The organism is Hippea alviniae EP5-r, assembly GCF_000420385.1.
In the GTDB taxonomy this organism is placed as follows: domain Bacteria; phylum Campylobacterota_A; class Desulfurellia; order Desulfurellales; family Hippeaceae; genus Hippea; species Hippea alviniae.
Map to the genome: position 1 here is coordinate 305,984 of NZ_ATUV01000001.1, position 11,667 is coordinate 317,650.

At 35.4% G+C, this 11,667-nt stretch carries 8 protein-coding genes and 1 tRNA gene; 4 read left to right on the forward strand and 5 right to left on the reverse strand.

Going from position 1 to position 11,667, the window contains the following annotated elements; translation table 11 throughout:
• The first annotated feature begins 5 nt into the window (after positions 1-5).
• Positions 6-1,337, forward strand: a complete 1,332-nt coding sequence (locus G415_RS0101625) for an MATE family efflux transporter (RefSeq protein ID WP_022669841.1) — start codon at positions 6-8, stop codon at positions 1,335-1,337.
• On the forward strand, positions 1,318-2,478 hold the full coding sequence (locus tag G415_RS0101630; protein ID WP_022669842.1) for an amidohydrolase family protein: 1,161 nt from the start codon (positions 1,318-1,320) through the stop codon (positions 2,476-2,478). The genes G415_RS0101625 and G415_RS0101630 overlap by 20 nt, the downstream gene beginning before the upstream one ends.
• On the opposite strand, the gene flgE is transcribed toward G415_RS0101630, so the two are convergent.
• The 4 genes from flgE to G415_RS0101650 are packed head-to-tail and all read right to left on the reverse strand — an operon-like array spanning position 2,468 to position 9,062.
• The gene (gene flgE / locus G415_RS0101635; protein WP_022669843.1) at positions 2,468-4,630 is read right to left on the reverse strand and encodes a flagellar hook protein FlgE; all 2,163 of its coding nucleotides are present in this window, start codon (positions 4,628-4,630) and stop codon (positions 2,468-2,470) included. The genes G415_RS0101630 and flgE overlap by 11 nt on opposite strands.
• A 15-nt stretch (positions 4,631-4,645) precedes the next feature.
• Positions 4,646-6,403, reverse strand: coding sequence for a flagellar hook protein FlgE (locus G415_RS0101640; RefSeq protein ID WP_022669844.1), 1,758 nt, complete (start codon positions 6,401-6,403; stop codon positions 4,646-4,648).
• Between the two features lie 3 nt (positions 6,404-6,406).
• Positions 6,407-7,081: a flagellar hook assembly protein FlgD gene (locus tag G415_RS0101645; RefSeq protein ID WP_022669845.1), complete on the reverse strand. Its 675-nt coding sequence runs from the start codon at positions 7,079-7,081 to the stop codon at positions 6,407-6,409.
• Between the two features lie 13 nt (positions 7,082-7,094).
• Entirely contained in the window at positions 7,095-9,062 is a 1,968-nt protein-coding gene (locus tag G415_RS0101650) for a flagellar hook-length control protein FliK (RefSeq protein ID WP_022669846.1), read from the reverse strand.
• A 67-nt stretch (positions 9,063-9,129) separates the two neighbouring features.
• Here G415_RS0101650 and G415_RS0101655 point away from each other — a divergent pair, with 67 nt between their 5' ends.
• Both G415_RS0101655 and G415_RS0101660 read left to right on the forward strand, forming a co-directional pair.
• A complete protein-coding gene (locus G415_RS0101655) occupies positions 9,130-10,662 on the forward strand; it encodes a bifunctional ADP-dependent NAD(P)H-hydrate dehydratase/NAD(P)H-hydrate epimerase (protein WP_022669848.1) in 1,533 nt (510 codons plus the stop codon).
• Positions 10,663-10,720: 58 nt separating this feature from the next.
• A tRNA-Lys gene (locus tag G415_RS0101660) sits at positions 10,721-10,796 on the forward strand.
• Positions 10,797-11,171: 375 nt separating this feature from the next.
• Here the strand turns inward: G415_RS0101660 and G415_RS0101665 are convergent.
• Entirely contained in the window at positions 11,172-11,600 is a 429-nt protein-coding gene (locus tag G415_RS0101665) for a hypothetical protein (protein ID WP_155825417.1), read from the reverse strand.
• Positions 11,601-11,667 lie beyond the last annotated feature (67 nt).

Here is an 11,667-nt window from a genome sequence, read left to right on the forward strand (position 1 = left end):
TTTAGATGCTTTTTAAAAGGGTTGACCCTACAAAAGACCCTATTTTCAAAAGCATTCTCTTTTTGTCCATACCGATGATATTAGAAATGGTAGCTCAAAATATATTCAATCTTGTCGATATGTATTTTGTGTCCCGTATTGCTTATCAGGCTATTGGTGCTTTGGTTAGCTCAAGTCTTACGATAATGCTTCTGTTTTCTGTATCCGTGGGCATATCGACAGCAACGGGTATGTATGTCGCATCACTCTGGGGGGCAAAGGAGTTTAAAAAAGCGTCTCTCTTTTTCTCTAATGTCATACTGTTTGTGATTCTGTTTGGTGCTTTTTTAAGTATCGTGTTTTATATTTTTCTTTCTGACATAGTAAGATTTGTTGGTCTTGAAGGTTTAACAGCTCAATATGCTAAGGAGTATTTATCAGTAGCAAGTATTGGTTTTATCTTTAATTTTGTCTTTAATTTGAACAATTCAACCCTAAGGTCCATTTCTCTTCCGTCTGTTGTGCTTGGCATTATGATATTGAGTAATCTGTTGAATATTGTTTTAGACCCTTTGTTTATCTTTTATTTTAAGATGGGCATAAAAGGAGCGGCTCTTTCAACAATTGTTTCGGTTATTATTGGCATTGCAATTCAGTTTTTCTATCTGTCTAAGAATAGTTTTTATGTTAAACTTAAAATGAAGGCAAAAGTTATAAAGAAGGTTTTAAAAAAGGGCATCTTTGCATCTTTGCATCTATTGTATAGGATAGGAAGTATGCTTGTTTTGATAAAATTTGTTGGCACTATTTCACAAGAAGCTATCTCGAGTTATTCGGTTGTTATAAGGATATATCAGATACTGCTTTTTATGGTTTTTGGGCTTGCAAACACATCATTTGTTATTGTTGGTCAGAATTACGGAGCAAAAAATTATGACAGAGCAAAGAGTGGTGCTTTCTCTGTTATTCTGTTTGGAATTTTGCTTGTTGGTGGCTTGAATGTTTTGATATATCTGTTTAAAGAGCCGATTTTATCTGTGTTTGTTGAAAACACAGAAGTCAAAAGAATAGCAGAGAGCGTTATGTTCTTTTACTTTATCAGTTATCCATTTGTTGTTGCATCAACTATTGCCGCAAGGTCTTCAATGGCTTTACATGATACGAAAAGACCGAGTATGGTTAATCTTGTAAACTTATGGTTTTTTATGCTGCCGCTTGCCTATATTCTGCAGAAGTTTTATGGCCTTGACGGTATCTGGTCTGCAATAGCTATATCGAATTTTACATCTTTTATAGCAAATGGAATGATATTAATCTTTAATCTTAAAAGGGTTAGAGATGAAGGTTTTGTTATCTGATTACATATTCGACGGTGAAAGGTTACTTAGGGATAAGGCTGTTGTTGTAAACAGTGGAGTTGTTGTTGATATAGATAACTTTAAAATTATAAGGAAAGCTTATCCTGAAGTTGAAGTTAAAGAGTTTTTTGGCGGTGTACTGTTTCCTGGTTTTGTTAATGCTCATGTTCACCTTGAGCTTGGTTATCTAAAGGGTAAGACAAAAAAATCCAAAGGGTTTGTTGAGTGGCTAAAGAGTATAATGGCAGCAAAAAGTGAAGATGAAAATGTGATTAGAGAGTCGATAAAGAGCGGAATAGATGAACTTCTAAAAAGCGGTGTTGGTCTTGTTGGTGATATATCGAACACACTTTTGAGTGTTGAGTATCTTGATATACACATGCCGCAGTCGGTTGTTTTTTACGAGAATTACTCTTTGAATAGAAAAAGGGCTTGTGATGTTGTTGAAAAACTAAGAAGTAAAAGATTACTATCAAAAAGCGTTCATATCTCTGTTGTTATTCATGCTGTCTATTCAACGCATCCATGTCTTGCAGAATTCGTTTGCTCTCTTGATGATGCCTTATTCTCTATTCATTTTCTTGAGAGTGAGTTTGAGAATCAGTTTTTGAGAAATAGTGGAGAGCTGTTTGATTTTCTTGAAGGTGTTGGTCTTGTATCTGATAGATTTTACTTTGATGATGTGTGGGATTTTCTTGAAAATACTTCATGTTTAAAGAGAAATACCATTTTCGTTCACTGCGTTGAAGCAAAAAACTATGATTTAGAAAGGATAAAAGAGCTCAACGGCACTGTCTGTTTGTGTTTGAAAAGTAATGAGTTTATCTCTTCGAAGTTGCCTGATGTTTATGGAATTTGTGCAAGTGGTGTAAATATAGCATTTGGAACGGATAGTCTTGCAAGCAACGATAATCTAAATTTTCTTGAAGAGTTAAGGTTTACCCATAAATCTTTTCCACTTATTGAACCGGAGAAGATTTTTTCATGGTCTATATCTGGTGGTGCAAAGGCTTTGGGTGTAAAGTGGGGATTTTATAAAGGTGCTTTTTGCAAGCCCGTATTTATTTCATCAAAGATATATTCACCACTTGCTTATATTTTAGAAGAAAAGGGGGAAGGCCCCCTTATAATTAACGCTTGAGATTTAGAAGTTCCTGAATCATCTGGTCTGATGTTGTGATACTTCTTGAGTTTGCCTGGAAGGCTCTCTCGTATATAATCATGTTGGTAAATGATTGAGCTAAATCTACATTACTCATTTCAAGATGACTTGGTGCGAAGGTTCCTCTTCCACCTGTGCCAGCTGTTCCGATGAGTGGGGCTCCAGAGTTTGCTGTTTCCGAATACATTGATTCTCCTTCTTTCATAAGGCCTTCGTTGTTTGCAAATTTTGCAAGTGCAACTTGAGCTAATGGGTAGGATTTTCCATTTGAGAATATGCCAATTATTACTCCGTCTTGGTTTATCATTATTCTTTGTAGGCTTCCGCCTGGATATCCATCCTGGGATTGAGCGGTTGTTTGAGATGGCAAAGAAAATTGGGTTAAGCCATCAAATGTGCCTATGTCTCCGAAGTGTAGATTTATTACTTGTTTTGCTGTTCCGTTTTTCCAATCTACTGTTATGGCTAACGGGCTTGAGAGATATACTAATTTTCCTGTTTGGTCGAACTTTACTATGCCCGAATCGTTAGATACGACACCCGGTTGTGGTACAGATGCTGTCCAGGTCCATGTAGTGTATCCTGTGCTCTTATCGTAGCCAGTTTTTCTAAATGTAAATGTTACTGTATGTTTATTTCCTAAAGAGTCATATACATCTATGGATGTTACATGCACGGCGGCTTCAAATGGCTGTGATGTAACAGTTGACCCTGAATTTACAAGTCCTGATAATGTTCCCATTATTGTGGCAAATTTTATATTGTTAGAATACACCTTTCCTATAGTGTGGTTGTTATTTGGGTCGTTGTTTTTTATTACTATCTCACCCGTTTGTGGGTCTATAGTGGCTGTTCCCCAACCTATATCGCTGTTTATATCATTTACCAAATCTTGAAGGGTGCGGAATTCACTACTGTTTTGGGGATTTGTAGAGTATATGTAAGAATAATAGTTAGCTCCATTGTCATAGCTTAATGCTATCACATCACCTGGTTTTGATAAAAATGTCAAGCTTGTTCTACTTTGCGTTCCATTTCTACTCAGGGTAGCTGTTTGTCCTTCTCCTCCTTCTAGGTTTATTAAGGCGTGTTTGAAATAACTATTTAGGTCTCCTGTAGTGTTTATACCACCTATTGTTATAGTTTGAGTGCTTGTAGCGTTCGCAGTTATTGATGCTTTTATTTCTCCGTCACTGGTTGTGTAAAATTTTATTACTTGACTTCCAAAAGCTGCGGATGCTTGTTTTGTTAGGTTTGATGCTAAATTGCCGAGGGTACTGAATTTACTATAGCTTAAAGTTATATACGCAGTTGAGGTTGTGCTCGGAGATATGTTGTATTTTATTACCATAGACAAAGTAGCGTTGCTGGACAGGTTTATCTGGTTCCCATTTACGTCATATATACCATTGTTAGTTTTTGTTATTGAGAATGAACTATTAGCATCTGCAAACGTTGCTAATTCCTTACCAAGGTTAAGTGCTTCTCCGTTAACATCAAATAGTACAGCCATATCATCAGGCTCTACCTTTTTACCATCAGAGTCTACATCTCCATGGGCAGGTGCCATTTCTTCTATTTTGTCACCACCATTTAAATTTGCTTTTATTGTTATATTTTTTGTTTCTCCTGCTGGGACTGTCTTGTCCTGAGGAACAACGATATTTTCTATGCTAGCTGCGGTATTTATTTTATGCGTCTCATCATTTGCCATCCAACCTTGGACTATAAACCCTTCAGGATTTACTAAATTACCTTTTGCGTCAAAAGAGAAATCTCCAGCTCTTGTGTATCTGTAAGTTTTTCCACCATCATCACTTACGATAAAGAATCCGTCTCCTTGAATTGCAAGGTCGGTTATTTTACTCGTTGACTGTAAACTTCCCTGAGAAAATATGTTGTTTATTGCTCCTACTGTTACACCAAGTCCTATCTGAGCTGCGTTTTTTCCTCCTATGTCTCCTTCGGGTCCTGTAGCTGCTGCCATAGTTTGACTTAAAACATCAACAAATGTTATTCTTCCTTTTTTGAATCCTATTGTGTTTACATTGGCTACATTGTTTCCTACGACATCCATTGCTTCCTGTTCTGCTTTTAATCCAGAAACTCCGCTCCATAAGGACCTAAGCATAGTTACTACCTCCTATTATCTTTTTAGTTGAATGGCTGTTTGAAGCATTTGGTCTGCTGTTGTTACACCCTTTGAGTTTGCTTCAAATCCCCTTTGGTATTCTATTAAATTCACGAATGCTTCTCCTAAATCCACATTGCTTTCTTCCAAATGGCGTGGTAAAATTTTTCCTCTTCCATCTTCTCCCGCGACACCTATAAAAGAATTTGAAGAAATTACCTGAGCAGAATCTGCGTTTTGAGTTATTTTGAATAGTGTATTTCCTACCCTTTTTAATCCTTGAGGGTTCATAAACTTTGATATTGCTACTATGGCTATAGGATAGGATTTTCCGTTTGAGTAATCTCCAATAAGTGTTCCATTGTTGTCTACATCTATTTTTTGTAGTATTCCAGAAGGCGAACCATCTTGAGTCTGAAAACTTGTGTCTGACGGCAGTGCGAATTGAGTGAGTCCTGTGAACTGGTTACCATCATATTCTCCGTTGTCTGTATTCCATAAATTTATCAAAAGTTGCTTTGGCTCTGCTCCATTATTTAAATTTATGTTAACTATTGGTGATTTAGTGTTTGGGTCAAGTCCACCATTTTGATCAAAGTTTATTACTCCTGTATTGTTGGCTAAAGTACCACCGCCATCTGGCAATGTTATTTCATAAGACCACCGGTTTTGATTTATTCTTTTGAAAGTTATATCTATTTTATGTTTATCTCCTGTAGAATCGTAAAAGAAAGAGTGTACAACATGGGTTGCCACTTCCATAGGTTGTGTAGATGCTGTTTTGTTAGGATCCACTACTTGATTTAGATTTTCGAATATAGTAGTGAGTTTTTGATTTTCTTTGGGTGTAGAAAAGTTAGGGTCTTCGCTTGTTGGTCTTACCCTTATGTTAATAGAAGTATTTTCGTTGTTTTTTATGACTATTTGTCCATTTTCTAAACTGACAGTGGCGTTTATATTTTCGGAATTTAGGTCGTTTTGCATGTCTGATATTAAATCTTCTACGGTTGTGAAACCTTCTGCTCCTTGGGATACTTGCCCATCACTGTCGTATTCGTATGTATGCCATGTGTTACCACCATCAAAACTTATTTGAAAGTTGTCGCCATCTTTTACATCCAATAGTTTACCATCGTCATTAAAAATAGAGTTAAAATTTACTCTCGTTTCTGAATTGGTGTATGTGGTAAGAGGAGTGTATTCTTCTACACTATCAGAAGAGTTTAAGTTAGCCTTAAATCTTATATATGTTGATGCAACAGCAGGTACACTTTGATAATTTGATATGTTTATCGCTTCTATGTTGCCTGTAGGCATACCTGTTGTTGGGTCTGTTGGTATGTAGTATCCTGTACCACTTTGAGATTGCTCTGCAAGCCATCCAACCACTTTATATCCTTCTGGATTGACTAAGTTTCCATCTGCGTCAAACGAAAAATCACCGGCTCTTGTAAAGAGATATCCGCCTTTTGGGTCAAGTAGCGTGAAAAATCCTTTTCCTTCTATTGCCAAATCTGTGTTTTTTTCTCCTGTTATTATCGTTCCTTCGCTCATTATGGTATCTGTTGATGCAAGTTTTGAGCCAAGGCCTATCTGCATAGGGTCTTGACCTGCTAATCCTATCTGTTGTGTTTGATAAAGTAGAGATGCAAATGTTGGCCGTGTTTTCTTAAAACCTATAGTGTTGATATTTGCTATGTTGTTTGCGATGCTATCAACTCCCTGTTGTTGGTCAAATAGGGCATTACTCGATGTATAAAGTGCCCTTATCATGGTTTAGCCTCCCTCTGACACACTTACTACATCTGATAGATTTACTGTTCTGCCGCTATCGGTTATGAGTATAGTTTTATCTCCTTCAAACCTTACCGATACCACTTTGCCCACGCTTTTTGAAAGGGTTATTTGTGTTCCATCGTCATATTCTGCTGTAATCCTTACGCTGTATGTTCCATTTGGAACGCTATTTCCTTGATTATCTTTGCCATTCCATGTGTATGTATGAGAACCGGGTTGAAGTTTTCCTAAATCTATATCGGCTATATCTTCGCCTTTTGAGTTTGAGATATGTATTACAACCTTTGCCTCTTTTGAGAGGTTAAATCCTATAGGGTCTATCTTACTATTTGATACATTTATATCGTTTTCTCCTGTTGATATGTATTTCCCTAAGTATGTTGCGGCATACTGTCTTGGATTACTTTTGAATTTATCAACCATTGAATTTATCGACTTGCTCATATTCATCAGCTGCTCAAGCTGAGAAAACATTGTATTTTCCTGGATAAACTGGTCGTTGTTTAGTGGGTGTAGGGGATCTTGATATTTGAGTTGTGCCACCAGCAACTTTAGAAAATCGTCTTTACTTAGAGTTGCTTTTGGGTTGGCGACTTGGTCTGATTTCATAGATTCTGCTATGTTCATATCATTTGCTATTTGAGCTACATCCATTTTTTCCTCCTTTTTATACGATTATGTCTAAACCTTTCTCTGCTCTTCTCATGTTGATTTTTTGGTTTGTCTGCTCTTCTGTATTGAAATGACTTGAGAAACTGTAATTATTCGAATTTTCCTGTTGATTAAACCCTGAAAATCCACTATTTGCTCCAGAGTTATTGTTAAACTGATTCATAAAATTTTCGTTAAACGAGTTATGAACATCTATACTGTTTACCTTTATACCATTTGAGACAAGATATGTTTTTAATGTATCTATATGAGAAGAGACAGTTTTGAATGTATCTTTATCATGAACGGTTATTGTTGCCATTATACTTTTGTCTTTCTCAAGACTAACCTTTATCTTTAGTTCTCCCAATTGCGGTGGATTTAGGTTTATTGTAATGCTTTTTGTAAACGGCGGTTTTTGTTGAATTAGTTTATCTATCTGTTCTATGACTTTATCCATAGGGTAGGGTGCTTGCTCAACTTTGGCTTGGCTTTGATTGTTTTGCTCTGTGTGCATTTGTGGTGTTTGGTGTATGATTTGTTTTGGCTCTGCTTGCTGGCTTCTATTTGGTGTCTCTGTATGCTGTTCTTCTTTATTGTCTTTATTTTCTTTTCTATGTTCTGTCCCTTTTTGCTGTATAATTTTAAAATCCCTGTTCTTTGTTTTCTCGTTTAAAGTCTGTTTTGTTTCTGTTTCTTTTGTTGTTATCTCATTTTCTTTCTTTTGGGCTTCTGAGATGGTTGTCTTTGATTTTTGTTTCTTTTGTTTAATATTTTCCGTTGTTGTTGGGTTTATCTGTGTTTTTGTTTTTGGATTGTTTGTATTTTTATTCTCTTCTATTTTTTTCTGTTTTTTTACATCGTTTACTTCAATTGTTGAGCTTGTCTTAAGTTTATCACCAAAAGCTTGCTGTTTGGTTTGAGTTGTCTTTTGTATTGTGGCTTTAGTCTCTTCTTTTGAACTGTTTTGGATATCTTGAGCTTTAACTTTTTCTATTTTCTTTATGTGTTTCTCTTTAATATTTTTGTTTTCTTCTGAGTTTACCTCTATTTTTTCTGTATTGAGTTTTGTGTTTTTGTTTTTGTCTGTTATTTTAAATATTTTTTCTTTTTTTGATTTGACCGATACATTTACATTTTTAGGTTTTTCTTTGATTTCTTCTGTTTTAATTTCTTTTACATTGGATTTTTCACTAAAAGCTTGCTGTTTGGTTTGAGTTGTCTTTTGTATTGTGGCTTTAGTCTTTTCTTTTGCACTGTTTTGAATATCTTGGATTTTAACTTTTTCTATCTTCTTTGTGTGTTCTTCTTCAATATTTTTGTTTTCTTTTGTGTATGTTTTTTTGGTTTGGCTCTTTTGTTTGTCTATTTTTCTTTTTTCTTCTTTTTCTGTTTTTATATTTATCTCTGTTTTTTGGGTTTTATCGTCCTTTTTCTGTTCTATGTTTGCAAATGAGATTTTTTTAACCTTTTTGTCTGTTTTTTCTTCTGTTGCATCTGGTTTCACACCTGCGGATTGTTTCTTGTCTGTTTCTTTAGATTCTGTCTCTTTTTTTCTATGGGTGTATTCTTTTATGTTTATTTTGACTTGACTGAGTTTTTTATCTTCATCTGCTTTTTCTTTAATTGTTAGGTTTGCTATTTTGATTGAATGTTTTTCTTCTTGATTATTTTTTTCTTTCTCTTTTGTCGTCTCTATTTTTTGTTCTGTGTGTATGTTAAAGACAGATATTGAAGCAGGATTTTTGTTTTTTGTCTTTTTTTGTTTTTTTTCTTCACTCAGTTCTGTTTTTTTGTTTGGTTCTTTTGTTTTATTAGATTGGCTATTTTCTGGTTTTTTCTTCTCTTTTACTTCTTTTGGCGCTTTTGTGTTTTTGATACTGCTTAATATCTCTTCAAACTTTGGTTTTTCTTTTGTACTCTCTTTTTTGCTTGATGAAACATCTTTTGGTGATATACTCTTTATTAAAGCTACTTTTATCATTAATTCACCTCGCACTTTTGTGCTGAGAATTAGTTAGCAAAAAATGTTCCCAAAGGAGGGTTGAAGAATGAAACTTTCAGTTGCAGAGCAGATGAGACAGATGGATAGAAAGGCTATAGAAACAGGTATTCCAGACATTGTCCTTATGGAAAATGCATCTATTAAATCATTTTACAAGATTCTTGAGTATTACGGTGAAGTTAATGGTGCTTTGGCTGTTGCCTTTGTTGGTGCTGGTAATAATGGTGGTGATGCACTTGCCATCTCAAGACACCTTTACAACAACGGTGCAAGTGTGTTTGTTTATATGCTTGTGGAAGAAGATAAGCTCAATCCTTCACCTAAGACTAATTTTGAAATAATCAAGAATATGGGCATTGAGTATAAGCTTGTTGAAAATGAAGATGATTTTAACGAAGAGCTGGTAAGAGAAGCAGATATAATCATAGATGGTATATTTGGAACAGGCCTTTCAAGAGAAGTTGGTGGAAAATTTAAAAAGGCCATTGAACTTATAAACTCTTCACCTGCCTTTGTTGTGGCTGTTGATATTCCATCAGGTATAAGGGCAGATACTGGCGAGATTATGGGTGTTGCTGTTGAAGCTGACTTAACACCAACATTCGCTTTGGCGAAACCTGGCCATTTCTTATATCCAGGAAGAGAGTATGCAGGCAATGTTGAAGTTGTTGACATATCAACACCGAGATATGTGGTAGATGATTTTGAACCTGATTTTATTGCTATTGATGAGCAGGAGATTATTTTAACCTACAGAGATGCAACGGCCCATAAGGGTAACTTTGGACATCTTGCAATAGTGGGTGGTTCTAAAGGAAAATCTGGTGCTGTTATAATGGCTTCAAAGGCCGCCCTTAAGATGGGTGTTGGACTTGCAAGTGCCGTTATCCCAGAAAGTATAAATACAGCTTTTGAGTCCAGCATACTTGAAGCTATGAGTTATCCGATAAAGGATGTTGATGGGTTTTTCTCTGATGAGTACATAGATAAGGTGCTTGAGTTTGTTGCTGATAAGACAGCTATATGTTTCGGTATGGGTCTTGGTATAACAGAAAGCACGAAGGCTTTAACAAGGGCGATTCTTCAGATAAACAAACCACTAATTATAGATGCCGATGGTTTAAATTGTTTAAGCTTTTTTGTTGATGAGTTGAAGAACAGAAAAGCACCGACTGTCCTAACGCCGCACCCGAAGGAGTTTTCACGACTTACGGGCAAACCTACAAAGGATGTTTTAGCCGACAGGTTGAATATAGTTAAAGATTTTGCCAAAGAGTATGGTGTTATACTTGTTTTAAAAATGGCAGACACACTTATTGCAACACCTGATGGAAAGATTTACATAAATACGACAGGCAATCAGGGTCTTGCAACGGGTGGCAGTGGAGATGTGCTGAGTGGCATGATAGGTGCATTTTTAGCCGAAGGATACGATACGCTTCAGGCGGCAATAAATGGTGTTTATCTGCATGGACTTGCAGCCGATTTGGCTGTTGAAGCTGGTATAACCTATGAGAGTTTAACGCCAACAGATATTATAGGTTTTATAAATGAGGCTATAAACTTTCTAAGGAGTTAGGGTTAGACAAAAACTCTTGACTAATTAATTTAATGTTAGTATATTCGTTGTGGCAGGTGGGCCGCTAGCTCAGCTGGTAGAGCAACGGACTCTTAATCCGTCGGTCGCAGGTTCGATCCCTGCGCGGCTCACCATTAAAAAGCTCGTAAGGAAGCCGCTTAGGGTAAATGCCTTAAGTGGCTTTTTGTTTTTTTCAAAGACTAATGAACTATATAGATACTTTAAAATAGTGAATGGTTGTTTGGTTTCTTGTAAATTGCTTTACTTAAAACAGCAATTATACTTAAAGTGGTGGTTTGTCGTGGTTGTTTTTTTCTATTTTTTAATGGTGAATGTTGAAAGAATTACAAGCATGATACGCTATTATCTTTAATTAATTATGTTTCACTGCTCTAAGATGTATTTGAGTATTTTATACCTTTGGAGTTGTCCATCTTTAATTTAAAGAAGCTCTCACGGTTCACAACTGTATTGTATTAAAAAGGGAAAGTCAAAAGGTTCCTTCTTATTTATATAAGCAAAAGTTCTATGATACTGTCAGGAAGTTCAAAAAGACACACAATTTCTCCTTCTTGTTTTTTATGGAATTGAACAGATTTTAAAGCAGGTATTTTTGTATAATTATAATTGTCATCATCTAAATTTGGCCTGTACAGTATGTTTTTATTGCTAATTTCTCTTATCTTTTCTTTGTAATAAGTTTCATTATGTGAAGTAGTATTATGTGAGCCCAATATTCTTTTTATATCACAAAGCATAACTGCAAATAGTTTTCTATTGCTTTCCCTTTTAAGTGTTTCTTGAGTAATGAATAAAAATATGAAATAAATTTTACTTTGGAAAGCATCGAAAAAAGAACTGATGAAGGGTTGTCGCGGTTTTATAAATTCCATCTCTTTCTCTTTATAATTTCCAAGTGGGAAAATGTTATTTTTCATCATGTTTTCCTCCTTTTTTACTTAACATTACTTTTCATTTTTTAAAAAGTCAAAAGTCAAATTCTTT

What these genes read in the sequence shown, in the direction of transcription:
- G415_RS0101625 (WP_022669841.1), top strand. Translation starts at nt 6, where the DNA reads ATGCTTTTTAAAAGGGTTGACCCTACAAAAGACCCTATTTTCAAAAGC.
- G415_RS0101630 (WP_022669842.1), top strand. Translation starts at nt 1,318, where the DNA reads ATGAAGGTTTTGTTATCTGATTACATATTCGACGGTGAAAGGTTACTT.
- flgE (WP_022669843.1), bottom strand. Translation starts at nt 4,630, where the DNA reads ATGCTTAGGTCCTTATGGAGCGGAGTTTCTGGATTAAAAGCAGAACAG.
- G415_RS0101640 (WP_022669844.1), bottom strand. Translation starts at nt 6,403, where the DNA reads ATGATAAGGGCACTTTATACATCGAGTAATGCCCTATTTGACCAACAA.
- G415_RS0101645 (WP_022669845.1), bottom strand. Translation starts at nt 7,081, where the DNA reads ATGGATGTAGCTCAAATAGCAAATGATATGAACATAGCAGAATCTATG.
- G415_RS0101650 (WP_022669846.1), bottom strand. Translation starts at nt 9,062, where the DNA reads ATGATAAAAGTAGCTTTAATAAAGAGTATATCACCAAAAGATGTTTCA.
- G415_RS0101655 (WP_022669848.1), top strand. Translation starts at nt 9,130, where the DNA reads ATGAAACTTTCAGTTGCAGAGCAGATGAGACAGATGGATAGAAAGGCT.
- G415_RS0101665 (WP_155825417.1), bottom strand. Translation starts at nt 11,600, where the DNA reads ATGAAAAATAACATTTTCCCACTTGGAAATTATAAAGAGAAAGAGATG.